Source organism: Bradyrhizobium sp. URHC0002, from assembly GCF_054059515.1.
The window spans coordinates 698258-723632 of sequence record NZ_JBSSCF010000001.1; the positions used below are offsets into that span (position 1 = coordinate 698258).

Here is a 25375-nt window from a genome sequence, read left to right on the forward strand (position 1 = left end):
CTTTCGCGGGTGATGACGGATGTGGGCGGGCGACGACAGGGGTGTGTATTGGGCTCAAAATCCACCTCCCAAGGCTGTCAATCCGCGCAAAAATCCCTAAATTTCGGCCATGCCGAAAACAGCCCCCAAAGCCGCCGCCAAACCTGTTGCCGCCAAAGCCCCCGCCAAGGGCGACCATGTCTTCCTGGTCGACGGTTCCTCCTACATTTTCCGCGCCTATCACGCGCTGCCGCCGCTGAACCGCAAATCGGACGGGCTGCAGGTCAATGCCGTGCTCGGTTTCTGCAACATGCTGTGGAAGCTGCTCCGCGATATGCCCGAGGATAACCGGCCGACGCATCTGGCGATTATCTTCGACAAATCCGAGATCACGTTCCGCAACAAGCTCTATCCCGATTACAAGGCGCACCGGCCACCGGCGCCTGACGATCTGATCCCGCAATTTGCGCTGATCCGCGAGGCGGTGCGCGCGTTCGACCTGCCCTGCCTGGAGCAAGTCGGCTTCGAGGCTGACGATCTGATCGCGACCTATGCGCGGCTCGCGGGCGAGCGCGGCGCGACCGCCACCATCGTCTCCTCCGACAAGGATCTGATGCAGCTCGTGACCGACAAGGTCGTGATGTACGACACCATGAAGGACCGCCGCATCGGCATTCCCGAAGTGATCGAAAAATTCGGCGTGCCGCCGGAGAAAGTCGTCGAGGTGCAGGCCTTGGCTGGCGATTCCACCGATAATGTTCCCGGCGTGCCCGGCATCGGCGTCAAGACCGCGGCGCAACTGATCATTGAATATGGCGACCTCGAGCAGTTGCTGTTCCGCGCTGGCGAGATCAAGCAGCCGAAGCGGCGCGAGGCCCTGATCGAGCACGCCGAGAAGGCGCGGATCTCGCGGCAGCTGGTGCTGCTCGACGACAAGGTCGACCTCGAAGTGCCGCTGGACGACCTCGCCGTGCACGAGCCTGACGCACGCAAGCTGATCGCCTTCCTCAAGGCGATGGAATTCTCCACCCTCACCCGCCGCGTCGCCGAATATTCGCAGATCGATCCGGCCGACGTGGAGGCCGATGCGGGCAACAAGAGCGGCGCGAGCGTTTTCGCCGTGCCGCCATCAGGCAGGAAGCCGGAAGGCTATTCCGAGGGAGCGACGCTGTTCGATGCCCCCGACTCTTCTTCCGCGCCCTCAAGCAAGGGTGGAGCGGCACAGAGCAAAGGCGCCGACAAGCAGGACAAGGCTGCCAGCCACAAGGGAGCGCCGGTCTCGCTCGCCGCCGCCCGCGCCGAAGCCGCGCGAAAGCTGCCGGTCGACCGCAGCAGGTATCAGACCATCCGCAACCCAAGTGAACTCAAGGCGTGGATCGCGCGCGCTTACGACGCCGGCACTTTCGCGATCGACGCCAAGGCGAATTCCGACGATCCGATGCAGGCCGACATCTGCGGCATTGCGCTGGCGCTGGCGCCGAACGACGCCTGTTACGTGCCGCTCGCCCACCGGCAATCCGGCGACGGTGCGGGCCTGTTCGACGCCGGGCTCGCGCCCGACCAGATCAAGGCCGGCGACGCGCTGGCGGCATTGAAACCGCTATTGGAATCCTCAGGCGTTCTCAAGATCGGCTTCAACATCAAGTACAATGCCGTGATGCTGGCGCAGCACGGCATCACCCTGCGCAATACCGACGATGCGCAGTTGATGTCGTATGCGCTCGATGCCGGACGGAATTCGCATGCGCTGGAGTCGCTCGCCGAACGCTGGTTCGCCCACGCTGTGGTCAACCATGGCGAACTGGTCGGAAGCGGCAAGAACAAGCTGACCTTCGATCAGGTCGCGATCGACAAGGCGACCGCCTATTCGGCCGAAAGCGCCGACGTGATCCTAAGGCTGCATCGCGTGCTGAAGCCGCGGCTCGCCGCCGAGCACATGACGACCGTCTACGAGACCCTGGAGCGGCCGCTGGTCAGCGTGCTGGCGCGGATGGAACGGCGCGGCATCTCGATCGATCGACAGGTGTTGTCGCGGCTGTCGGGCGATTTCGCCCAGACCGCGGCGCGCGTCGAGGCCGAGCTTCAGGAGATCGCGGGCGAGCCGATCAATGTCGGCAGCCCCAAGCAGATCGGCGACATCATCTTCGGCAAGATGGGATTAACCGGCGGCACCAAGACCAAGACCGGCGCGTGGTCCACCTCGGCGCAAATTCTCGACGAGCTTGCCGAACAGGGCCATGAGTTCCCGAAGAAGATTTTGGAATGGCGCCAGGTGTCGAAACTGAAATCGACCTACACCGACGCGCTGCCGGAATATGTCCACCCGCAGACCCACCGCGTTCACACCACTTACGCGCTGGCCGCGACCACCACGGGACGGCTGTCGTCCAACGAGCCGAACCTGCAGAACATTCCGGTGCGGACCGAGGACGGCCGAAAAATCCGCCGCGCCTTTATCGCGACGCCCGGCCACAAGCTGGTGTCGGCGGATTATTCGCAGATCGAGCTGCGGCTGCTGGCCGAGATCGCCGACATCCCCGTGCTCAAGCAGGCGTTCCGCGACGGGCTCGACATTCATGCCATGACGGCGTCCGAAATGTTCGGCGTTCCCATCAAGGACATGCCGGGCGAAGTGCGCCGCCGGGCGAAGGCGATCAATTTCGGCATCATCTACGGCATCTCGGCGTTCGGCCTCGCCAACCAGCTCGGCATCGCCCGCGAGGAAGCCTCCGCCTACATCAAGAAATATTTCGAGCGCTTCCCGGGCATCCGCGCCTATATGGACGAGACGCGGGATTTCTGCCGCACCAACGGCTATGTCACGACGCTGTTCGGCCGGAAATGCCACTACCCCGACATCAAGGCCTCCAACGCCTCGGTCCGCTCCTTCAACGAGCGCGCCGCGATCAACGCGCGCCTGCAAGGCACCGCCGCCGACATCATCCGCCGCGCCATGGTGCGGATGGAAGACGCGCTGGCCGAGAAGAAGCTTTCCGCGCAGATGCTGCTGCAGGTGCACGACGAACTGATCTTCGAGGTACCCGACAACGAGGTGGCGGCGACGCTGCCGGTGGTGCAGCACGTCATGCAGGACGCGCCGTTCCCCGCGGTGCTGCTGTCGCTGCCGCTGCAGGTCGACGCGCGGGCGGCAAACAATTGGGACGAGGCGCATTAAAGATACTGTCATCGCCAGCAGAAATGTCCTCGGAGCAATATTCGAAATGACACCGCGGTTCGACGCGCGTTAGAAAACGCGCATTCCTCCCGCGAGTGTCCCATGCCTCACATTGCAACGCTGCTCGGTTTCGCCCTGGTCTCGCTCGGCATCGTGCTGACGCCCGGGCCGAACATGATCTACCTGATATCGCGCTCGATCACGCAAGGCCCGGCGGCGGGAATCGTATCGCTCGGCGGTGTCGCGCTCGGGTTCGTGTTCTACATGCTGTGCGCGGCGTTCGGCATCACGGCGCTGTTGTTCGCTGTGCCCTACGCCTACGACGCGCTGCGCTTTTCCGGCGCCGCCTATCTGCTGTGGCTGGCGTGGCAGGCGGTCAAGCCGAACGGGCGCTTGCCGTTTCAGGTGAAAAAGCTGCAAGTCGACGGCCCGCGCAAATTGTTCGCGATGGGGTTCGTCACCAATCTCCTGAATCCGAAGATTGCGATGCTGTATCTGGCGCTGCTGCCGCAGTTCATCGATCCGGCCGTCGGCAGCGTGCTGACGCAGTCGCTGGCGCTGGGTGCGATCCAGATCGTCATCAGCGTCGGCATCAATGCGATGATCGCGCTTGCCGCGGGATCAATCGCGCGGTTTCTCGGCACGCGGCCGAGCTGGCTATTGCTGCAGCGCTGGCTGATGGGCACGGTGCTGGCGGGGCTTGCTGTGAAGATGGCGTTCGAGGCGAAGCGGGCGTGACCCCATCTGTCGTCGCCCGGCTTGACCGGGCGACCCAGTATTCCAGAGCAGTCGCCTTGATCCACACTACGTGGCCGCAACTGACTGCGTCGCTTAACTAGAAAGGCAGCGGCGTACTGGATCGCCCGGTCAAGCCGGGCGACGACAGCAGTGGGTGGGATCGAGAGTTCAATCGAGCTTCGCTTCCATGCCGCGCCTGGTCGCCGGGCGGGCCATCAGCGCGTTGTACCAGCGCTCGACGTTCGGAAAATCCTTCAGCTCGACCTTGTGGCGCGGGTGGCGCCAGGCCCAGCCGAGGATGGCGAAGTCGGCGACCGACAGGGCGTCGGCGACGAATTCGCGGCCCTCCAGCCGACGGTCCAGCACGCCGTAGAGCCGGCGGGTCTCGGCCATGTAGCGCTTCAGGCCGTAGGCGCGGTCGGTTTCGTTCTCCAGCGCGATGAAATGGTGCACCTGGCCGGGCATCGGCCCAAAACCGCCCATCTGCCACATCAGCCATTCATAGACCGGGATACGCTCAGCAAGCGGTTTCGGCAGGAACTTGCCGGTCTTCTCGCCGAGATAAAGCAGGATCGCACCGGATTCAAAGATGCCGACCGGCTTGCCGCCGGGGCCGTCGGGATCGAGGATCGCGGGAATCTTGTTGTTGGGGCTGAGCTTGAGGAAACCGGGCGCCATCTGCTCGCCCTTGGTGATGTTCACCGGGACCACCTTGTAGGGCAGCCCCATTTCCTCCAGCGCGACCGAGATCTTGCGGCCGTTCGGCGTATTCCAGGTGTGCAGTTCGATTGTCATTTACGGTTTTCCCAACAAAGGCTGGGGTCTCCGTACCCCGGAACCTCCGGGCCGTACAACCCGCGCTTTCCACGGGGCGCCCCTGCGAAAGCAGGACGCATGCGCCACTGTTGACGACACGAGATCGGCGCTGGAATGTCCGGGGAAGCGCCGATAGATTGCGCCCCGCCTGAAACCCCGGGGAAACCGCCTTGTCCAAATCCGCCTCCCGCGCCCGCCTCGCCGAGATCATCCGCAAGCGCTCGTTCGGCCGCGGCGAGATCACGCTGGCCTCGGGCCGCAAGAGCGACTTCTACTTCAACCTCAAGCCGACCATGCTCGACCCCGAAGGCGCGGCGCTGCTGGCCGAACTGACCTATGAGGCGCTGAAGGACGACAATCTCGATTTCGTCGGCGGACTGGAAATGGGCGCAGTCCCGCTGGCCGGCGCGATCGCGCAGCTCTCCTGGCTCAAGGGGCACCCGATCGCGGCGTTCTTCGTGCGCAAGAAGCCAAAGGAGCACGGCGCCCGCCTCGCGGTGGAGGGGCTCGCCAAGGGCGAAACCCTGCAGGGCAAGCGCATCGTCATCGTCGAGGACGTCACCACCACCGGCGGCTCGGCGCTGAAGGCCGTCGAGGCCGTGCGCGAGGCCGGCGGCGAGATCGTGCTGGTGCTGACCATGGTCGATCGCGAAGAAGGCGCGACCGAAACCTTCGCCGAGGCCGGGCTGGAGTTTCGCTCGCTCTACAAGGCGGGTGAATTTCTGAAGGGGTGAAGTTGCTTCTTCTGTTCCTCTTCCCGTTTGCAGGCAGAGGAACCTCTTTTCTTTTTCTCCCTCCCCTTGTCCCCGAATACCACTCCTTTACCATCCATCGTTAAGGTTACTCCCGACTGAAGTCTGTCGCGCTTCAGCGCGTTTGTTGGGTGGAGTTGGCGTTGCGTACAGAGTTTGCTTTTTCGCGCGTGCGGCGCCGCGCGACATTTGTGACCGCCGCGACCATTGCTGGCGCGCTTGTGCTTGTGCCCGGCAGCGTCTCCGCCGAGGGTCTGTTCGATTTCCTGTTCGGCGGCATCCAGAAACAGCAGGGGCGGCAAGGCCCCTCGCCGGCGAACTTCTTCGCCGATCCGTTCGGCACCAATCAACCAGCCCAACCTGCGCCGGCGCCGCGTGTCGCAGGCTCCGGACCTGCCTTCTGCGTGCGAAGCTGCGACGGCAAATATTTTCCGCTGACCATGCGCGGCAACGCCTCGCCGGTTCAGACCTGCCAGGCCTTCTGCCCGGCGAGCGCCACCAAGGTGTTTTACGGCAGCAACATCGATAGCGCTGCCGCTGGCAATGGCGAGCGCTATGCCGACAGCGAAAACGCCTTCGCCTATCGCAAGGCGCTGCGCGCCGATTGCACCTGCAACGGCCGAAGCCCGTCCGGGCTCGCGCCGGTCGATCTCACGCTCGACACCTCGCTGCGCTCCGGCGACGTTGTCGCTACCACCGACGGCTTGGTGGCCTACACCGGCGTTCGCCTAGGCGCCGACCAGACGGCGGAATTCACCCCCGTCGCCGCCTATCCCGGCCTCACGGCCGATGTCCGCGCCCGGCTCGGCGAAATGAAGGTCGCGCCGGTCAGCGCGGAGATGGTCGCGGCCAATGCGCCGCTTCCCGAGGCGAGCCGCGACGTCGAACTGCCGACCGCATCGATACCGAAGACGGTTGCGCCGAAGCCGGCGAAACGCGCGGAAGCGCGATAAGGCCAAATTCTTTACCGCAACAGCCCGCCGCCAAAGCGTAGCCCGGATCGACGCCAGCGCTTCACCGCCCGACGATGACGCCGATCACGTTGGGCGCCGACAGATATTTTTCCTCGATCGCCGCACGCGCCGCGGCGCGGTTTTCCGGCGTCAGCAAGCCGCGCTTTTCGGCCAGGATCATCCAGCAATAGCCCCACCAGTCGGTCAGCATGCCCTGATCGTCGACGAGATCGTAGCCCGCTTGAGCGGCGAAAATTCGCGCCTGCGCTTCATCGAGCGCGTCGAGAAAGGCGTGGTCCTCGACCGAAAACAGCTCGTCGCTGAAATCGTCCGTGGTGTAGCCCCACACCGACATGCAGACCGCATTGAACTCGCGGTCGATGGCGTCGTCGTCGACGAGCCGGCGGCGCGAGGCCTGATGCAGGCGCGACAGCGAGCGCGCGAAGTCGGCGATGCGGGTGAGAGCGAACTGATCGAAGGCGATGGTGGACATGTAGTCCTCACAAACTCGGATAGACCATAAATGTTGTGTCGGCGGTGCGCCGAATCACAATGATATATCAAACACTTGCTAAATTGTTCTTAATTTGTTCTAGGCGCATCTCAAGATTTCGGCTATCAAAGGTTGCTTCTCGGCGATTTTGCCGCAAACGATCGAACGATGGACGCGATAAAGGCCACCCAAATCCGCTTGCTGATACTGGAAGCGGCTGACGCGATCGAGCGGGCGCATGCGATCGTATCCAGCCTCCACAGCGACGATCAGGTCTTGCTTTCCGCGTCTCTCGACGAGATATCGCTAGCCATACACGCCAAGCTGCTGCAGCAGTTCTACCTCAGTTACCCCGGCTTTGAAGAGGAAGGCCAAGTCTGGCACGGCCTGCGAATGTGAACGAGAACCTCAATCCTTCACATCGCCGACAACAGCTTGTCGCCGCAATAATTGGCGTAGAACTTTCCGCCGCACTGCCGCTTGATCGCCGCACAGCGCGCGGCCGGTGAAGCGCCTTGCGGGACGCTGAACGAACAGCTCAGGCCGTCGGCGCTCCTGCCGGCGGCAAAGGCTGCGCTGGTCGCACTGATGCAGACTACCAGCAGTGCTGCGGCGGCGATCTCGATCGTCAATCTCATGGCAAGCCTCCCGTTCTGGCGGCAAGCGTTTCCGGCGATCCCACAGCCTTTTGCACCTCGATTATATCACGAAAAACCGGCCGCCGGTGCCGCGAAATCGGCCCGGTCCTTGCATAAAATCATACCAGCGCAGTGCACAACATAGTCAGGCGTTTCCGATTGACGGGCAAGGCGCGTATCTTCGTTGTGAGTCTCCATCGCAGGAAATCGACGCGTTGCAGGAACAAATCCCAGGAAACCATCCGGCCAACTATCCGGCGCTTGGCCAGCCGATCGATGAACTGGCGCTGGCCGAGATCAAGGGTGCGATCCTCGCCAAGCTCCGGCTTGCGATCGGCAAGGATGCCGGTATGGCGACCAGGCGCGACTGGTACAAGGCGGCGGCGCTGGCGCTGCGCGACCGCATCGTGCACCGCTGGCTGACGGCCGAAAAGGAGAGCTACGACGCCGGCAGCAAACGGGTCTATTACCTCTCGCTCGAATTCCTGATCGGCCGCCTGTTCACCGACGCGCTGAACAATATGGGCCTGCTGCCGGTGTTCGAGGCCGCGCTCGGCGATCTCGGCGTCGGGCTTGACGACCTGCGCAAGTGCGAGCCGGACGCGGCGCTCGGCAATGGCGGCTTGGGGCGGCTCGCGGCGTGCTTCATGGAGAGCATGGCGACGCTTGCCATTCCCGCCATCGGCTACGGCATCCGCTACGATTTCGGCCTGTTCCGCCAGATCATTTCGCAGGGCTGGCAGCACGAGTATCCGGACGAATGGCTGAGTTTTGGCAACCCCTGGGAATTCCAGCGGGCCGAGGTCGTCTACCACATCCATTTCGGCGGCTTCGTCGACCACGTCGACGACCGCGGCCGCGACCGCGCCACCTGGCGTCCGGCAGAAACCGTGCAGGCTGTCGCCTACGACACCCCGATCGTCGGCTGGCGCGGCCAGCACGTCAACGCGCTGCGGCTGTGGTCGGCGCGCTCGCCCGACCCGCTGCGGCTCGACGTCTTCAACACCGGCGATTACCTCGGCGCCGTCGCCGAGGAGGCGCGCGCGGAATCGATCTGCAAATTCCTCTATCCGAACGACGAGAGTCCCGCGGGGCGCGAGCTGCGGCTGCGGCAGGAATATTTTTTCGTTTCCGCCTCGCTGCAGGACCTGATCAAGCGGCATCTTGGCTCCGACGGGCAGTTGCGCAACCTCCCCTCCAAGGTCGCGGTGCAGCTCAACGACACCCATCCGAGCCTGGCCGTCGCCGAGCTGATGCGCATCCTGGTCGACCTGCACAATTTCCGCTGGGACGAAGCGTGGAAGATCACGGTCGCGACGCTGTCCTACACCAACCACACGCTGCTGCCCGAGGCGCTGGAGACCTGGCCGACCGAACTGTTCGAGCGGCTGCTGCCGCGGCATCTCGAAATCATCTACCGCATCAATGTCGCGCATCTGGCGCTGGCTGATCAGCGTTGCCCGGGCGACATCGACTACCGCGCCTCGGTGTCGCTGATCGACGAGACGTCCGGCCGCCGGGTGCGGATGGGACAACTCGCTTTCGTCGGCTCGCACCGCATCAACGGCGTCTCGGCGATGCATTCCGACCTGATGAAGGAGACCGTGTTCCACGATCTCAACCATCTCTATCCCGGCCGCATCACCAACAAGACCAACGGCATCACCTTCCGCCGCTGGCTGATGCTCGCCAACCCGAAGCTGACCGGCCTGATGCGCGAGGTCTGCGGCGAGGCCGTGCTCGATGACTTCTCCCTGTTTGAGCGGCTCGAGGCCCGCGCCAGCGACAACGCATTCCAGCAGCGTTTTCGCGAGATCAAGCATCAGAACAAGGTTGCGCTGGCGCGGCTGATCAACGAGCGGCTCGGCATCAAGGCCGATCCGTCGGCGCTGTTCGATATACAGATCAAGCGCATCCACGAATACAAGCGGCAATTGCTCAACGTCGTCGAGACCGTCGCGCTGTATCAGGCGATCAAGGACGAGCCGCAGCGCGACTGGGTGCCGCGGGTCAAGATCTTTGCCGGCAAGGCTGCGGCGAGCTATCGCTACGCAAAACTGATCATCAAGCTGATCAACGATGTCGCCGAAATCGTCAACAACGACCCTGACGTCGCAGGAAGGCTCAAGGTCATCTTCCTGGCCGACTACAATGTCAGCCTTGCCGAGGTGATCATTCCGGCCGCCGATCTCTCCGAGCAAATCTCCACCGCCGGCATGGAGGCCTCCGGCACCGGCAACATGAAGCTGGCGCTCAACGGCGCCTTGACCATCGGCACGCTTGACGGCGCCAACATCGAAATCCGCGACCATGTCGGCGCGGAGAACATCGCGATCTTCGGCATGGAGGCCGGCGACGTCATGGTCCGGCGCAAGCAGGGCCTGGATGCGACCGACGTGATCAGCCGCTCGCCGCGGCTGGCGCGGGCGATTGCTGCCATCGAGAGCGGCGCGTTCTCGCCCGACGATCCCGCCCGCTTTGCGTCCATCGGCCACGCGCTGCGCTATCTCGACCACTACATGGTCTCGGCCGATTTCGATTCTTACTATGAAGCGCAACGCGGCATCGACGCCCGCTGGCAGGTGGTGCCGGCCTGGACTCGCGCCTCGATCCTCAACGTGGCGCGGATGCCGTGGTTCTCCTCCGACCGCACCATCCGGGAATATGCCGAGGAGATCTGGAACGTGCCGGTGCGCGCGGCCGCGCCGGTGCCGGAGGCCGGCACCCAGCGCGGGGCGACGCGGTAATTTCGGGTCGAGGAACCCATTACCTCAGGCGTCATTGAATTCGCGGCGTCGGCAATGTTACTGCATGTACGCAGTTCAAAGGCCGGAGATAGACGTGCCGATCGGTGAGTATGTCAGTCCAGATGGGCAGCTGAAATTCCTGGTCACCTGCCCCGATGGTGATTGGACGATCGGCTTCGACGGATTTCCCTGGCATACGCATGGAAGCATTCTCGCGGAATTGTCAGGACAGGATGAGGTCCCTGCCGTCGAACGCTTCCTGGCTGATTTGATCGGCAACGTCAGTGTGATTGCTTTGACGCGGATTTCGGGCGAACTGACAAGTGTCTGGGTCACGGACGACCCTGAGGGAGCCCTCCAAGATTGCAGAAAATACGGTCAGGCCGAAGAGACGATTGAATTTCGGCTTTGGGACGGGACGCCTATAAAGGTTTGATGGATCATTATGCTGACCAAAGCCTCGCATCTTTTCGACGACGCCACGCAGATCACCGCCGGCGATAGCTGCTGGCAGGGCAAGACCAGCCCGGACTACTGGGCGTTTGTCGGGCCGTTCGGCGGCTGCACGGCCGCCACCATCCTGCGCGCGCTGATCGACCATCCGCAGCGCTCGGGCGATCCGCTGTCGCTAACCGTGAATTTCTGCGCGCCGATCGCCGAAGGCGCCTTCGATCTCGACGTGCGCCTGGTCAAGGCCAACCGCTCGAGCCAGCATTGGTGCGTGGAGATGACGCAGGGCGGCGGTGACGTCGCGACGCTGGCGACCGCGGTATTCGCCGAGCGCCGCCCGTCCTGGTCGCACCAGCAGGCAAAATTTCCCGGCGCTGTACCATTCGAACAGTCGCGCAGGTTTCCGAACACGCCGATGACGTGGACCCACCAGTATGATTTCCGCTTCGTCGAGGGTGAACCGAGCTTCTACGGCTCGCCGGCGGCGGCGCCGCTCGACGCGTACTCCAAGCAGTGGATCGGCGACCACGTGCCGCGCAGGATCGACATGCCGTCGCTGATGTCGATGTCAGATGCGTTCTTTGGCCGGGTGTTTCTGGCGCGCCGGGAATTGGTCCCGTTCGGCACGGTTTCGCTAACGACCTACTTCCACACGTCATCGGATGAACTCGCGGCCGAGGACATCACGCGCGTGTTGGCCGTGGCGGATGCCAAGATCTGCCACAGGAGCTATGGCGACCAGAACGGCGAGTTGTGGTCGCCGTCGGGACGGTTGCTCGCGACGACGACGCAGATCGCCTATTTCAAGGCGTAGTGGCGTAGGGTGGGCAAAGGCGCGTCTGCGCCGTGCCCAGCATCTATCCAACCGTTGCCTGGAATGGTGGGCACGCTAAGCTTTGCCCACCCTACGATTCTTCAAAAGGCGGCCTCATGTCTGAAGCCAACACAGCCCGCATCGCCCTGCTCGGCGTCCCCATCGAGATCGGGGCTTCGCAGCTCGGAACCTTGATGGGGCCGGACGCGCTGCGCACCGCGGGCATTGGCCGCATCCTCGATCAGCTCGGCTTTGCCGTCGAGGATCACGGCAACATGGCCAGGCCTGAAATTGCTCCTGCCGACGGCCCGCCGCCGGCGAATGCCAAATATTACGACACCATCAAGGGCTGGATCCGCGAGCTCAGCGAGCGTTCCTATTCGCTGGCAAGCTCCGGCGCCGTTCCGATCTTCATGGGCGGCGATCATTCGCTCTCGATGGGATCGGTGAACGGCGTTGCGCGCTATTGGCAGGAGCAAGGCCGACCGCTGTTCGTGCTGTGGCTCGACGCCCATGCCGACTACAACACGCCGCAGACGACGGAGACCGGCAACATGCACGGCATGTCGGCGGCCTTTCTGTGCGGCGAAAGCGGCCTCGACGGGCTGCTCGGCAACCACCCCCGCGCCTCGATCGGCCCCGACCAGCTCGACCTGTTCGGCATTCGCTCGATCGATCCGCTGGAGAAGCAATTGGTGTTCGAGCGACGCGTTTCGATCGCCGACATGCGCGTCATCGACGAATTCGGTGTCGGCGTATTGATACGAAAGATCATCGAGCGTGTGCGGGCGCGGAATGGCGTGCTGCACGTCAGCTTCGATGTCGATTTTCTCGATCCCACCGTCGCGCCCGGCGTCGGCACCACGGTGCCGGGCGGCGCGACCTATCGCGAGGCGCATCTCATCATGGAGTTGCTGCACGATTCGGATCTGGTGCGGTCGGTCGATATCGTCGAGCTCAACCCGTTTCTCGACGAACGCGGCCGCACCGCGCGCGTTGCCGTCGAACTGGTCAGCAGCCTGTTCGGCCTGCAGATCACCGACCGCCGCACGCCGAGCAACGCGGTGTTGCCGGGCAACCCCTGGAGCGGAGACTAATGCTGGTCGAGGCTCTGCTTCGGCGGCGCATTCAGACGGGCGTGTTTCCGCCTGCGCGCTCCACAAGATGCGCACGCGAGGGTGCAGGGTCAAACCGATCGGCGAAATATTGCGTTTCGTTGGCGACCAGTCCTTCGCGGAACTCCATGATGCTCACCGCGTAAGACGGTATGCCGTCATAGGTAAGCACGAATTCGGTGACCCAGAGATCGCCGCTGCCGATAATTCGCCGGACCGTAAAACGCTTCTTGTTTGGCTGGAGGAATCGGCTCTGTTGAATGTTGTGCCGGCCGCGGATCCGCTCGCCCGATTGCGGATAATCAAGCACCGCATCCTCGCGGTAGATTTCATGTTCGGCGTCGAAATCGTTGGCGTCCGAAGCATCCCAGTGGCGCTGCAACGCCGCCCGCACGGCTCGATCATCCATCTCAATCTCCGGCTGGTACGCTCGTAAGATCACATCCTACCGCTGATCGAGGGTCATGACGATACGCACAAGGCGGCCATTCACGGTCCGCCTTGGCGGATTTCACGATTTTCCTAGACCGTCCTGGGCAAACGCAGTGACACCAGCAGGCCGCCGAGCGTTGAGGTTCCGAACTCGACGCTGCCGCCATAGAGCTCGGCAAGCTCACGCGTAATCGACAGACCGAAGCCAAAGCCCGGCGCGCTTTCGTCCAGGCGCTCGCCGGGTCGCAAGACTTTTTCGATCTGTTCCGGCCGCAATCCGGAACCGTCGTCCTCGATGACCAGCCGCGTCATGGCCAGATCCGGCATCGCGCGAATGGCGACCTGTCCACTCGCCCATTTGAACGCGTTCTCCATCAGATTGCCCGCCATCTCGTCGAAATCCTGCGGCTCGCAGGCCACGACCACGTCATCCGATATCGCGATCATCAGTGCGATCTTCCGTTCGGCATGAACCTTGGTGAGGACGTCGCCGAGATCGCGAATCCGGGGCGCGACCATGGTTTGTGTGCGCACCGGACCACTCAACACCGCGGCGCGGGCACGGCCGAGGTGGTGCCGGATGCGGCGCTCCATCAGATCGACCATCGGGACAAGCTGGTCCGGCTTGGTCCGGTCCGGATTGGAGAGCGAGATCGCCAGTGTCGCCAAGGGGGTTTTCAGACCATGGGCCAGATTGGCGACGTGGCGTCGCGCGCGATCGAGGTTGGCGGCGTTCTGGTCCAGGAGGCCATTGAGTTCGTTCACCAGCGGCTGAACTTCGAGCGGCTGGCGCGACGGCACCCGCTCGCGGCGCCCGGCGCGCACGTCAGCCACCGACTGCCGCAAGCGTTCCAGCGGCCGCAGGCCGAGCCTCACCTGCAGCATGATCGCCAGCACCAGCGCGATCCCGAGCGCACCGAGGGAAATCGCGAGCGTCGTCATCGCCTCGCGCAGGGGCCCCCACACCGCACCGCGCGGTGCCGAGACCACGATAGTGACCGGCGTCCCCGATATCGTGATCTGCTGGATGCGGTAATGCAGCTGATCGTCGTCCGGTCCCGGGCCGTCGGCCGCCTTCGGGCGATCCTTCGGACGGCCGTCTTTCGGCGGGCGATCGCCGCGTGGCGGTGGCGGCGGCCGGGCGGCCATCTCCGCGGCATCGGGTACGTCGAGATCGGCGCCATCCAGCGACTGCGAGCGCAGCGTATTTTTTGGACCCGTCACCTGCCAATACCAGCCGCGTCGCCGACGCTCGAACGGCGGCCCATCGGCGCTGCCCATCAACGACAATCTGCCGTCATCGCCGGCGCGCAACAGGGACGACAGGAACGTCACCTGGGTGTCGAGCCGTTGGTCGATCTGGCCCTGCACGAAGCGATGCAGCGCAAAGCCGACGGCAACGGCGGCGACCACGATCGCGACTGCGATGAACGCCATCGCCGCCAGCAGCAGCCGCCGGCTGAGGGAAGCATGGCGAAACATCAGCCGCCGCCTGACGCCAGGCGATAGCCACGGCCACGCACTGTCTCGATCAGATCATGCCCGATCTTGCGGCGCAGCCGGGCCACGATCACTTCCAGCGAGTTGGAGTCGGTGCCGGCATCGCCTTCGTATACTTTTTCCATCAGTTCGAGGCGATCGACCACCACGTCCTTGCGAAGGATCAGGCATTGCAGCACGCGCCATTCCAGCGCGGTGAGCTTGAGCGGCAATCCGTTCAACTCGAACACGCCGGTCGGCGCGTCGAGCGAGAGCGGCCCACATGTGACGCCTGGCGCGGCGTGGCCGGCCGCGCGCCGCACCAGCGCCCGCAGGCGCATGATCAGTTCCTCGATCCGGAACGGCTTGGTCAGATAATCGTCGGCCCCGGCCTTGAAGCCATCGACTTTCTCGGTCCAGCCGTCGCGCGCGGTCAGTATCAGTACGGGCAACTGACGCCCGCTCTTGCGCCAGGCCCGCAGCACCGCTACGCCCGGCATCTTCGGCAGCCCGAGATCGAGCACGGCCACATCGTAAGCCTCGGTATCGCCGAGGTGATGGCCATTCTCGCCGTCAGCCGCGATATCGACGGCAAAATTCTCGCGCCGCAATGCGCCCGCGATCTCCTGCGCGAGCGGTCCGTCGTCCTCCACCAGCAGGACTTTCATGGCGCTTTCCCGGGATTTCCCATGTGCCGTGAGTAAGGAACCTAGCTTAACTCAGCCTGAACGGATCGGTTCAGCGTGGCGACGGGTGGCATCGCTAGATTGCAGGCATCGACTGAAAAGGGAGACCAACGATGTCCGAAACGATTGACAACAACCAACCCAACGCACTGCCGCCGCCCGAGCGCCGGCGAATATCCACCCGGGCGCTGGGCATCGGCGGCGCGATTGCGATTCTGGCCGCGGGCGCAGCGCTCGGCGCCGGCGGCACCAGGCTGGCGCAGAACTGGGATCCGCCGCGCGTGATGTTGCTGCAGCCGGCTGCGATCGGTGACATGCGCGAAGACACTCCTGTCGCGGTCAAGGGCGAAGTGACCGACGTCTTCGGCAACAAGTTCGTCATCCAGGACGCTTCCGGCCGCGCGCTGGTCGATACCGGTCCGCGCGGCGAAGACCGCAGGATCGTGACCAAAGGTGAAGCGGTGACCGTCCAGGGACGATTCGACGGCGGCATCATCCGCGCACAACTGATCGCGCATCCCGACGGCCGTAACGAGGCGTTTGGGCACGGCCCCAAAGGTGGACCCAAGGAAGGACCGAAGGGGCCCAAGGGACCGAAGGATGGACCGCGCGCCGATCGCGGCCCGCCGCCACCACCGCCCGCGGCCGATCGCGTCGGCCCGGACGGCGACGCCCCTCCGCCGCCGCCCGCGCGGTAACGAATCCAAACTCTGAAATCACTCTCGAAAGGACAGCATTCCATGCCAGATCATCAGACCGTCACGGTCGCAGGCAAGGTTACACACATTTTCGGCCATCGCTTCGTCGTGCAGACGGATCGCGAGCCGGTACTCGCCGACATCACACCGAGAGGACTGGAACAGATTGAGCTGCGCCTCGGCGACAGCGTCGAACTGTCGGGCGAACAGAAGCCGTCGGAGCTGAAGGTCACGCTCTTCACCCGCGACGGTCGCACGGTGACAATCGCGCCCAAGGAAAAACACCACGACCATCTCGGCAACGCCGATCCAAAGGTGGCGTTGAACGCTGCCAGAGCTGCTGGATTCGCGACGCTCGGCGAGCCGCGCCGCAAGCCGAAGCACTTTGAGGTGCTGGGCAAACGCGATGCGGCCTTCACCGAACTGCACATCGAACTCGACGGCCATATCCGCAAGATGAAGCCGGTCGATCGCCACGATCCGAAATGGATGCATGCGATCGGAGCGTGAGCAGCTTCACGTAAACGAAAAGGGCGGCTCATGAAGCCGCCCTTTCTAAATGCACTCGCTATTGCTGAACTCTACTCCGCCGCGAGCTTGAGGTCCGGCGCAGCGGCGCGAACATCGGCATCGACCTGGGCTTCGAACTTGGCAAAGTTCTTCTGGAACATGCCGACCAGCGCACGGGCGGTCTTGTCGAACTCAGCCTTGTCCTTCCAGGTGTTGACGGGATCGAGGATCTCGCTCGGCACGCCCGGCAGCGCAGTCGGCACCGCGAAGCCAAAGTACTTGTCGGTGCGGAATTCGACATTGCGCAAGGAACCGTCGAGCGCCGCGGTGAGCAATGCGCGCGTGACCTTGATCGGCATCCGGCTGCCGGTGCCGAATTTGCCGCCGGTCCATCCGGTGTTGACCAGCCAGCAATCGACATTGTGCTTGGCGATCAGCTCACGAAGCATGTTGCCGTAGACCGAAGGATCGAGCGGCAGGAACGGCGAGCCGAAGCAGGTGGAGAATTCCGGCTGGGGCTCGTTGCCGAGACCGCGTTCGGTGCCGGCGACCTTGGCGGTGTAGCCGGACAGGAAGTGATACATCGCCTGCGCCGGCGAGAGCTTTGCAATCGGCGGCAAGACGCCGAAGGCGTCGGCGGCCAGCATCACCACGTTCTTGGGCTGGCCGGCGCGACCGGTGCGCGAGGCGTTCGGGATGAAGTCGAGCGGATAGGCCGAACGGGTATTTTCGGTTTTGGAACCGTCGTCGAAGTCAGGCGCGCGGGTGTCTTCATCGAGCACCACGTTCTCCAGCACGGCGCCGAAGCGGTTGCTCGCCGCGAAGATCTGCGGCTCGGCTTCCTTCGACAGTTTGATACACTTGGCGTAGCAGCCGCCCTCGAAATTGAAGACGCCGTCATTGCCCCAGCCATGCTCGTCGTCGCCGATCAGCGTACGGTTCGGATCAGCCGACAGCGTGGTCTTGCCGGTGCCGGACAGGCCGAAGAAGATCGCGGTGTCGCCCTTGGGCCCGACATTGGCCGAGCAGTGCATCGGCATCACGCCCCTGGCGGGCAGATAATAGTTCAGCGTGGTGAAGACCGACTTCTTCATCTCGCCGGCATAATAAGACCCGCCGATCAGGACGATCTTGCGGGCGAAATCGATCGCGACGACGTTCTCCGAACGCACACCGTGACGTTTTGGATCGGCGCGGAAGCTCGGCAGGTCGATGATCGTGAGCTCAGGCATGAAATCCTTGAGCGCCGACGCCTCGGGGCGGATCAAGAGCGTGCGGATGAACAGCGAGTGCCAGGCGAGTTCGGTGAAGACGCGGGTCTTGATCTGGAAGCTCGGATCGGCGCCGCCGTAGAGATCCTGCGCGAACAGCGTCATTCCTTCGGCGTGCTTGAGGAAGTCGGCATAGAGCGCGGAGAACTGATCTGATGTGATCGACTGGTTGCCGGCCCACCACATGTTCTTGTCGGTGGTCGCATCGCGAACCGTGAACTTGTCCTTCGGGCTGCGGCCGGTGAACTCACCGGTGTCCGCGCACAGCGCGCCGTCGGCCGACAGCACGGCCTCGCCCGCCGCAAGGGAATATTGATAGAGCTGCGGCGCACCGAGATTCCAGTGCACCGTCTTGAGATTTTTTAAGCCGAATTTGTCGGCGCCGAAGGCACCGTTGCGTAGACCCGTCTCTCGCACGAAGAATCCTCCTCGAACCCGCGTTACTCGAATCGCGCGCATGTCGCTTGACGCGCTCTGTCGCGGTGACCCCTGAATATAGCCTTCCGGCCCCGGTCCGGCGACCTAATACTGATGAACGCTGGGCTTGCCAAGCCGATCCATGCGATTTGGTTTATTCGAGCAAGCGCGGTTGATTTGCATCAATCGCTTGCTGCGGCGCTTTTCGTTGGTTTGCCGTCGTGGTTGCGCGACCATCCGCCGCAACGTTGATTGTTGCGCCGCACAATCGAAAAATAATTACCCCATAATTACCTCGTAGCGCCCTCTCCGATCAGCGCAAACGGCCCCCAATACGCCGGATAGGCATTGCGCGGCGAGGACGCATCGTTGAGATAGGCCAGCATGGCTTGCCGCAGCGCCTCGGCACGGCCGAGCTTGGGATCGGCCTTCAGGCGATCGAAGGTCGATATCGAGAGCCGCGTCGCAGCCTCCGAATTGACCGCCCAATGCGACACCAGCAGCGCCCGCGCACCGGCATAGAAGAACGATCGCGCAAGGCCCGAGAGCGCTTCGGCGCCGGGCTTGTCGCCGGCAATCGTGTTGCAGGCTGATAGCACCACCCAATCGGCGTTGAGCTTCAACTGCGCGACTTCGCTCGCCGTGAGCAGGCCGTCATCGAATTCCGACGGCTGCTTTGGAATGCTCAGCACCAGCGACGGCTCGGCAAGGCCTTTCACGTCACCGGCGACGAGACCATGGGTGGCGAAATAGACGATGCCGTAATCGGCGAGCGGCGTGCGCTTGAGCGTGGTTTCGCTGGCGTCCTCGCCGAGGTGAATATCGGCAGCCGCGACGCCGAGGTTCTTGGCAATCGCGTTGAGTTCGTCGGCGGTGTCGGGCAATGGCGCGAGCGCGTCTGAAAGCCGCGCGCGGTCGACGCCGGCGCCCTGCCAGAAATCCGTGTACGCGCCGGTCGCAAGGCTGCGCGCGGCGGTCCGGGTGGGACGGGTGCCGTCACCGGGCCTCACCGCGGGATTGAAAATGGGATCGCCAAAGCCCGTCATCGGCTTTGTGCTGTGCTCACTTCGCGCTGCAAACACCCGCAGCGCTTTGAGGCTCGCGGCCGACGGCAATACCGACACCGCCTGACGCTTCAACAGCCACGCCGCGTCGCGATAGCCCTCGAATTTTTCCGGGATCGCCGCCCCCGGCTTTTCGGTCACCAGCAAATGGAACGGCAGCGCCGTCAGCGCGCCCGACGCCACGACCAGAAGCGACGGCTTGTCCTTGATCAACGCATCTACCGGCGCAAGCAGCGTCTCATGCAGTTCATGGGCGAGCGCCAGATCGAACAGACCGGACTTTCCGGAAGCATCGCTCGCCTTGCCGAGATCGAGCCCGCGACGGAACGCGGCGATCTTCTGCGACAATGTTTCCGCGCCCCGCGGGATCGGCTTCCAGTCAAAGCTCTCGCGGGTCATCGCGATCACATAGCTTTCCACCTCGGTGACCGCAAACAGCACCATCGCCTCGTCACCCGACAACAGCGGCTGAAGCTCCTTCACCGTTAGCGGCAACGGATTCGACAACGCGGCGTAGTCGGAAAATTCGGCGGACAAGGTCTTTTGCAATGACACCCGCTCGGTCGCGATAGCGGCAAGCCGGGCGCGGGCGCGCTGCTCGGCGGCCGCGTCGCGCTTAGAGCGCTCCTTCGAGACCGCCGCCACGATCGACTTGTCCAGCGCTTCCGCCTCCGTGGCGAGATCCTGATCGCGGCGCACCAGTTCGGCCAGGCGATCGCTACCCGCAGCCAGCCGCACCGCCAGCTTGTTCACGGCGGAGGCAACCGAGGACTGGGTGCCGCGCTGGATCACGTTGAGCATATCGTTGACCGCTTTTTCCCGCGGCATCAGTTGCTGGCGCTCGGCATCCGCCAGCACCGGGAGGGCGGCGCGGGGCTGCGCACGTCCGTTCGCGATCAGCCGCTGCACCAGCGGCAGCGCGTCGCCGGGGCGGCCCGACGCCTGATAGAATGCCGCCAGATTGTTCGTCGACGTCGCCGTATCCGGATGGTCGGGGCCAACGGCGCGCTCGCGGATCGCCAGCGCCCGCTCGAACAGCGGCTGTGCCTCGGCGTAACGGCCCTGCCGTTCATAGAGATCGGCGAGAGTGTTCAGCGAGCGCGCGACATCGGGATGCTCGCGGCCCAGCACTTTTTCCCGGATCGCCAGCGACCGCCTGATCAGCGGCTCGGCCTCGGCATAGCGGCGCTGAACCTTCCCGACCTGGCCGAGATTGTTCAGAAGCGTCGCCACCGCGGGATGCTCAGGGCCTGCCGCCTTTTCGTAGATCGCCAGCGCCCGCTTGAACAACGGCTCGGAATCGCTGTGGCGGCCGAGCTTCTCGTAATGCGTCGCCAGATTGTTCAGCGATTGCCCGAGGTCCGGATGACCGCTGCCCAGTGATTTTTCGCGCACGGAAAGCGCGCGCCTGAACAGGGGCTCGGCGTCGGCATAGCGCTGCTGCCGCTGGTACAGCGCCGCCAGATTGTTCAACACGGCCGCGATCTCGGGCGAGTCGAGACCCGCCGACTTCTCCAGGATCGCGATGGATCGCTTGAACAGCGGCTCCGCCTCGCTATCCCTGCCCTGATTGCCGTAGGCCTGCGCCAGATTGTTCAGCGCAGCGCCAACGTCGCGATGCGCGGGACCGAATCTTTTTTCGAGGCTTTCCACCTGTCCCTGCGCCAGGGCTGTAGCTTCAGCATATTTCCCGGCGCGGCCAAGCTCGTTGATTTTGGCGCTGAGGGCTGCGACTTCGCCTTTTTGCGCCAGCGATGGCGCGGAGAGGCATGTGCCCGACAACAGCGCGAGGCACACTGAAAATATCAATCGATGGCGGGATTTCATGCGGGCTTTCGCTGGTCACCTTCGCGGGTTTGCCTTAGGTCGCGCAAACGCCCGCGCCCGTTCAAATCCGCGCTCGGTAACAGCAGCGTTAACCCTTGTTAGCCTTGTTGGCCCTTGGCCCGCGCCTCGCCCGCCAGCCGCACCAGCATCTTGCGCAACGCCATGGCGCCGGTGACCCGTTCCGGGAAATCGAGCCGCAGCGTCGCGCTCCCGGCCTGCATGTCCATACCGTCGGGGTCGCAGCCGGTGCAGCGCCAATCGGCGGGCTCGGCGCCCAGCAGTTGGGTCGCATAAAGGTTCATCGCCTCGCGGTGATCCTCATTCATATGCTCGACCGCGCCCTGCTCGGCTTCCAGCAATTCGGCGGCATCGCCGATTCCGGTCAGAAACTGCTCCGGCTTGAGGTCGATGATGCGGCCAAAACCGGCGACCAGATGCAGCCCCGACGGGGCGATCCGAAAGAACGAAAAATCCTTGAAATCCACAAAGGCTTCCGCGGATGGATGGGCGTTGAGGTAGCGCCGGCGCAGGATTCTCGCGGCCTCCCCTGTGGCCTCCTCGGCCCGGCCCGCCAGCATGATTCGCGCGCCCTCCAGGGGATCGCCGGCGGCGCGCTCGTCCAGCATCAGCGATACGCGGCTATCGCCGAGAATATTTTTTGTATGCAGCGCGAGCCGGGAAATCAGCAGAATCGGGGATGCGTCGAAATGGCTGGCGACGTTAACCAACGAGCAATAGGGATCGCCGCTTTCGGGCAGAAGGGTAGCCAGCGCGCCCTGCCGGCTGCGGCGCAGCAGCGAACGGGTGAGTTTGGAAGCATCAAAATCTGTCGTCGGCTGCATGGTTCTTTTCCGGCCATGTTATTGCAAAAAGGGCCTTTTTTTGGCCAGACAGGGTGCTATATGGGATGCGGCACATCTCCGCCGGAGCGTTTTGCGGAACTCGGTCACACTTCAGCCCAGCTTGCATTGCTCGTTGACCGTGTACGAAGCCCATTTATGCGGCGTCTGGCTCGATTGCCCGCCGTTTAAGCCACTCTCTTATTCGAAAGCAGGCTCATGCCCACAATCGCCCTGGTCGATGATGACCGCAACATTCTCACTTCCGTGTCGATCGCGCTCGAAGCCGAAGGCTATCGCATCATGACTTACACGGATGGTGCTTCGGCGCTCGACGGCTTCCGCACTTCGCCGCCGGACCTCGCGATCCTCGACATCAAGATGCCGCGCATGGACGGCATGGAAACGCTACGTCGGCTGCGGCAGAAGTCCGATCTGCCGGTAATCTTCCTGACTTCCAAGGACGAAGAGATCGACGAATTGTTCGGCCTTAAGATGGGTGCCGACGATTTCATCCGCAAGCCGTTCTCGCAGCGCCTTCTGGTCGAACGCGTCAAGGCCGTGCTCCGCCGCGGCCAGCCCAAGGATCCGACCGCCGTGCCGAAGGAGCCGGATGCGCGCGCTCTCGACCGCGGCCTGCTGCGGATGGATCCGGAGCGTCATACCTGCACCTGGAAGAATGAGCCGGTGACGCTCACCGTGACCGAATTCCTGATCCTGCAGGCGCTGGCGACCCGGCCGGGTGTGGTGAAAAGCCGCAACGCGCTGATGGACGCGGCCTATGACGATCAGGTCTATGTCGACGACCGCACCATCGACAGCCACATCAAGCGCCTGCGCAAGAAGTTCAAGGTGGTCGACGACGATTTCGAGATGATCGAGACGCTGTACGGCGTCGGCTATCGTTTCAAGGAAGCCTGATCTGCGTTCCCCGGGCGGAAGTGCCGACCGACACATCCGCCCGCTCGACGTAGAAGCGTAAGAATTACAAAACGGCGCATCACAACCGGCAGCTCGACCATTGCTAGATCGAACGCAGCCCGATCCCAGCCTGAACCACGAGGATGCTTCTGAGCTCCCCGATCGGGATCGCGTTGCCGACGATAATGCGGGCGAAAAAGGCTGGCGGCGGCCGCTCGGCTGGTTGCGCCGGGCCGGGCAATTCTTCTTCGCGCTCTCCTTCTCCAGCCTCACGCGCCGAATCGTTTCGCTCAATCTGGCGGGCCTCGTGGCCCTGGTGGCGAGCATTCTCTATCTCTCGCAGTTCCGCGCCGGCCTGATCGACGCGCGCGCGCAGAGCCTTCTGGTACAGGCGGAAATCATCGCCGGCGCGATTGCCGCCTCCGCCACCGTCGAAACCAACACCATCACCATCGATCCGGACCGCCTGCTCGACCTCAAGCCCGGCGAAAGCTACGGCGCGCCGGACGAATCGTCAGGCCTTGATTTTCCGATCAATCCGGAGCGGGTCGCGCCGGTGCTGCGGCGGCTGATCTCGCCGACCAAGACCCGCGCGCGCATCTATGGCGGCGACGGCGGCATGATCCTCGACAGCCGTAGTCTTTACGGTCGCGGCGATGTGTTGCGTTTCGAACTGCCGCCGCCTTCGACGGAGAAGCCGGGCTTCGTCGAGCGTGCCACGATCTCGGTCCGCACCTGGCTCAATCGCGGCGACCTGCCGCTCTATCGCGAACTCGGCCCCGAGAACGGCAAGGGCTACCAGGAAATCGTGCAGGCACTCGACGGCGTCAAGAGCAGCATGGTGCGGGTCAACGACCGCGGCGAGGTGATCGTCTCGGTCGCAGTCCCCGTGCAACGGTTCCGCGCCGTGCATGGCGCGCTGATGCTTTCGACGCAGGGCGACGACATCGACCAGATGGTGACCGCCGAGCGGCTCGCGATTCTGAAGGTCGGCGGCGTCGCCTCCGCGGTCATGATCGTGCTGTCGCTGTTGCTGGCGAGCACGATCGCGGGTCCGGTGCGGCGGCTGGCCGACGGCGCCGAGCGCGTCCGCCGGCGCATCCAGACCCGCGTCGAGATTCCGGATTTCACCCGCCGCCGCGACGAGATCGGCCATCTGTCCGGCGCGCTGCGCGACATGACGAATGCGCTCTACAGCCGCATCGAGGCGATCGAGATGTTCGCCGCCGACGTCGCCCATGAATTGAAGAACCCGCTGACCTCGCTGCGGTCGGCGGTGGAAACGCTGCCATTGGCGCGCAACGACACCAGCCGCGCGCGCCTGCTCGAGGTGATCGAGCATGACGTCAAGCGGCTCGACCGGCTGATCTCGGATATTTCCGACGCCAGCCGCCTCGATGCCGAATTGCAGCGCCAGGACATGGCGCCGGTCGATCTGCGGCGGCTGCTGACGACGCTGACCTCGGTCGCCAACGAAACCAGGCTCGGCCACGATGTCGCGGTCGAGACGCGCTTCGAGGGTCGCGAGACATTCTCGGTGCCGGGCCATGATTCGCGGCTGGGGCAGGTGGTCTCCAACCTGCTGTCCAACGCGCAGTCGTTCTCCACGCCCGGCGGCAAGGTGCGCGTCACCTGCCGCCGTGTGCGCTCGGAAGTCGAAATCGTCGTCGATGACGACGGGCCGGGCATCGGCGAGGATGCGCTGGAGCGCATCTTCGAGCGCTTCTATACCGACCGGCCGCATCAGGGCTTTGGCCAGAACTCGGGCCTGGGCCTGTCGATCTCCAAGCAGATCATCGAAGCGCATAACGGGCGGATCTGGGCGGAAAATCGCCACGGCCCGGCCGATGCCGACGGCAAGCCGACCGTGGTCGGTGCGCGGTTCGTGGTCCGGCTGCCCGCGCCATGATGACGCAGGGGGCGAGCGTGCACGCCTCCGCCGTGCTGGTGGGCGACCGCGCGGTGCTGATCCGCGGGCCGTCAGGCGCGGGCAAGTCCCGGCTGGCCTTCGATCTGATTCTCGCCGGACGCGCCGGACAGCTTCCGCCGGCCGTTCTGGTCGGCGATGACCGTGTCCATCTCGACACAGTCGACGGACAATTGTGGGTTCGACCGACCCGGGAACTGGCCGGCTTGATCGAGGTTCGGGGCCTCGGCATCCGCCGTTGCGACTTCGCCATTAAGGCTATTGTCGGCATTGTGGTCGATCTCGCGGCCAACGATGCGGAGCGGCTGCCGCCGCCAGAAGCGCTCACTATCGAGCTAAATGGTGTCTTGTTACCGCGAATCCCTATTGGAATTGGTTATGCGCCCCTCCCGCTGATTGCAGCTGCGCTGACAACAACCGCTAGTTCAGATTCCGTCCAACCTTTGGATGATTGTTCGAAGGGGATTGGTAACCATATAAGCCCCAATATCGCCTCCGATTAAACGGGCACTGGCCTCACTGTTTACCGCCAAGTGATGGAACAATAGCCAAGATGCCCTCTTGCGCGGGGCCTCTGGATGGTCAAAGTGGCGCGTTCGTGCGGTGCACCAAAAAGCACCCGCGAGGAGTTTCC

The 25375-nt window shown here is 63.8% G+C and carries 23 protein-coding genes; 14 read left to right on the plus strand and 9 right to left on the minus strand.

Features of this window, described 5'->3' with window-relative positions:
- Window positions 1-109: 109 nt before the first annotated feature.
- Entirely contained in the window at window positions 110-3154 is a 3045-nt protein-coding gene (polA, locus tag ACVWVY_RS03420; protein ID WP_456625055.1) for a DNA polymerase I, read from the plus strand.
- 102 nt (window positions 3155-3256) lie between these two features.
- A complete protein-coding gene (locus tag ACVWVY_RS03425) occupies window positions 3257-3892 on the plus strand; it encodes a LysE family translocator (RefSeq protein ID WP_456625056.1) in 636 nt (211 codons plus the stop codon).
- A 168-nt stretch (window positions 3893-4060) separates the two neighbouring features.
- Here the strand turns inward: ACVWVY_RS03425 and ACVWVY_RS03430 are convergent, their stop codons facing one another.
- Entirely contained in the window at window positions 4061-4687 is a 627-nt protein-coding gene (locus ACVWVY_RS03430) for a glutathione S-transferase family protein (protein ID WP_456625057.1), read from the minus strand.
- A 191-nt stretch (window positions 4688-4878) separates the two neighbouring features.
- Between ACVWVY_RS03430 and pyrE the strand changes: the two genes are divergently transcribed.
- Both pyrE and ACVWVY_RS03440 read left to right on the plus strand, forming a co-directional pair.
- The gene (pyrE, locus tag ACVWVY_RS03435; protein WP_456625058.1) at window positions 4879-5442 is read left to right on the plus strand and encodes an orotate phosphoribosyltransferase; all 564 of its coding nucleotides are present in this window, start codon (window positions 4879-4881) and stop codon (window positions 5440-5442) included.
- 161 nt (window positions 5443-5603) lie between these two features.
- Window positions 5604-6413 carry a DUF2865 domain-containing protein gene (locus ACVWVY_RS03440; protein WP_456625059.1) on the plus strand — a complete coding sequence of 270 codons (810 nt, stop codon included), beginning with the start codon at window positions 5604-5606 and terminating at the stop codon, window positions 6411-6413.
- A gap of 61 nt (window positions 6414-6474) precedes the next feature.
- Here the strand turns inward: ACVWVY_RS03440 and ACVWVY_RS03445 are convergent, their stop codons facing one another.
- Window positions 6475-6906, minus strand: coding sequence for a hypothetical protein (locus ACVWVY_RS03445; RefSeq protein ID WP_456625060.1), 432 nt, complete (start codon window positions 6904-6906; stop codon window positions 6475-6477).
- Window positions 6907-7074: 168 nt separating this feature from the next.
- On the opposite strand from ACVWVY_RS03445, the gene ACVWVY_RS03450 reads away from it, so the two are divergent.
- Window positions 7075-7305: a hypothetical protein gene (locus tag ACVWVY_RS03450; RefSeq protein WP_456625061.1), complete on the plus strand. Its 231-nt coding sequence runs from the start codon at window positions 7075-7077 to the stop codon at window positions 7303-7305.
- A gap of 17 nt (window positions 7306-7322) precedes the next feature.
- Here the strand turns inward: ACVWVY_RS03450 and ACVWVY_RS03455 are convergent, their stop codons facing one another.
- A complete protein-coding gene (locus tag ACVWVY_RS03455; protein ID WP_456625062.1) occupies window positions 7323-7544 on the minus strand; it encodes a hypothetical protein in 222 nt (73 codons plus the stop codon).
- A gap of 206 nt (window positions 7545-7750) precedes the next feature.
- Here ACVWVY_RS03455 and ACVWVY_RS03460 point away from each other — a divergent pair, with 206 nt between their 5' ends.
- From ACVWVY_RS03460 to rocF, 4 genes are all read left to right on the plus strand, one after another.
- Entirely contained in the window at window positions 7751-10291 is a 2541-nt protein-coding gene (locus tag ACVWVY_RS03460; RefSeq protein ID WP_456632087.1) for a glycogen/starch/alpha-glucan phosphorylase, read from the plus strand.
- A 94-nt stretch (window positions 10292-10385) separates the two neighbouring features.
- Window positions 10386-10727, plus strand: a complete 342-nt coding sequence (locus tag ACVWVY_RS03465; RefSeq protein WP_456625063.1) for a hypothetical protein — start codon at window positions 10386-10388, stop codon at window positions 10725-10727.
- Between the two features lie 9 nt (window positions 10728-10736).
- Window positions 10737-11555: an acyl-CoA thioesterase gene (locus tag ACVWVY_RS03470; RefSeq protein WP_456625064.1), complete on the plus strand. Its 819-nt coding sequence runs from the start codon at window positions 10737-10739 to the stop codon at window positions 11553-11555.
- Between the two features lie 116 nt (window positions 11556-11671).
- The gene (gene rocF, locus ACVWVY_RS03475) at window positions 11672-12652 is read left to right on the plus strand and encodes an arginase (protein WP_456625065.1); all 981 of its coding nucleotides are present in this window, start codon (window positions 11672-11674) and stop codon (window positions 12650-12652) included.
- A gap of 31 nt (window positions 12653-12683) precedes the next feature.
- Here rocF and ACVWVY_RS03480 read toward each other — a convergent pair whose 3' ends face one another.
- The 3 genes from ACVWVY_RS03480 to ACVWVY_RS03490 form a co-directional block, all read right to left on the minus strand.
- A complete protein-coding gene (locus tag ACVWVY_RS03480) occupies window positions 12684-13079 on the minus strand; it encodes a nuclear transport factor 2 family protein (RefSeq protein WP_456625066.1) in 396 nt (131 codons plus the stop codon).
- 113 nt (window positions 13080-13192) lie between these two features.
- Entirely contained in the window at window positions 13193-14584 is a 1392-nt protein-coding gene (locus ACVWVY_RS03485; RefSeq protein ID WP_456625067.1) for a sensor histidine kinase, read from the minus strand.
- Entirely contained in the window at window positions 14584-15249 is a 666-nt protein-coding gene (locus ACVWVY_RS03490; RefSeq protein WP_456625068.1) for a response regulator transcription factor, read from the minus strand. The genes ACVWVY_RS03485 and ACVWVY_RS03490 overlap by 1 nt, the downstream gene beginning before the upstream one ends.
- Before the next feature lie 131 nt (window positions 15250-15380).
- On the opposite strand from ACVWVY_RS03490, the gene ACVWVY_RS03495 reads away from it, so the two are divergent.
- Together ACVWVY_RS03495 and ACVWVY_RS03500 are read left to right on the plus strand one after the other, a co-directional pair.
- Window positions 15381-15965 carry a hypothetical protein gene (locus ACVWVY_RS03495; RefSeq protein ID WP_456625069.1) on the plus strand — a complete coding sequence of 195 codons (585 nt, stop codon included), beginning with the start codon at window positions 15381-15383 and terminating at the stop codon, window positions 15963-15965.
- A gap of 42 nt (window positions 15966-16007) precedes the next feature.
- A complete protein-coding gene (locus ACVWVY_RS03500; RefSeq protein ID WP_456625070.1) occupies window positions 16008-16475 on the plus strand; it encodes a hypothetical protein in 468 nt (155 codons plus the stop codon).
- Window positions 16476-16546: 71 nt separating this feature from the next.
- Here ACVWVY_RS03500 and ACVWVY_RS03505 read toward each other — a convergent pair whose 3' ends face one another.
- The 3 genes from ACVWVY_RS03505 to ACVWVY_RS03515 all read right to left on the minus strand — a co-directional run bounded on the left by ACVWVY_RS03505 (window position 16547) and on the right by ACVWVY_RS03515 (window position 21896).
- A complete protein-coding gene (locus ACVWVY_RS03505; protein ID WP_456625071.1) occupies window positions 16547-18163 on the minus strand; it encodes a phosphoenolpyruvate carboxykinase in 1617 nt (538 codons plus the stop codon).
- Between the two features lie 290 nt (window positions 18164-18453).
- Window positions 18454-21054 carry a CHAT domain-containing tetratricopeptide repeat protein gene (locus tag ACVWVY_RS03510; RefSeq protein WP_456625072.1) on the minus strand — a complete coding sequence of 867 codons (2601 nt, stop codon included), beginning with the start codon at window positions 21052-21054 and terminating at the stop codon, window positions 18454-18456.
- A gap of 98 nt (window positions 21055-21152) precedes the next feature.
- Window positions 21153-21896, minus strand: a complete 744-nt coding sequence (locus ACVWVY_RS03515; RefSeq protein ID WP_456625073.1) for a HugZ family pyridoxamine 5'-phosphate oxidase — start codon at window positions 21894-21896, stop codon at window positions 21153-21155.
- 216 nt (window positions 21897-22112) lie between these two features.
- Between ACVWVY_RS03515 and ACVWVY_RS03520 the strand changes: the two genes are divergently transcribed.
- The 3 genes from ACVWVY_RS03520 (at window position 22113) to ACVWVY_RS03530 (ending at window position 25244) form a co-directional block, all read left to right on the plus strand.
- Window positions 22113-22814, plus strand: coding sequence for a response regulator transcription factor (locus tag ACVWVY_RS03520; protein WP_027541437.1), 702 nt, complete (start codon window positions 22113-22115; stop codon window positions 22812-22814).
- A 100-nt stretch (window positions 22815-22914) separates the two neighbouring features.
- The gene (locus ACVWVY_RS03525; RefSeq protein WP_456625074.1) at window positions 22915-24723 is read left to right on the plus strand and encodes a stimulus-sensing domain-containing protein; all 1809 of its coding nucleotides are present in this window, start codon (window positions 22915-22917) and stop codon (window positions 24721-24723) included.
- Entirely contained in the window at window positions 24720-25244 is a 525-nt protein-coding gene (locus ACVWVY_RS03530; protein WP_456625075.1) for an HPr kinase/phosphorylase, read from the plus strand. The genes ACVWVY_RS03525 and ACVWVY_RS03530 overlap by 4 nt, the downstream gene beginning before the upstream one ends.
- Window positions 25245-25375: the final 131 nt, after the last annotated feature.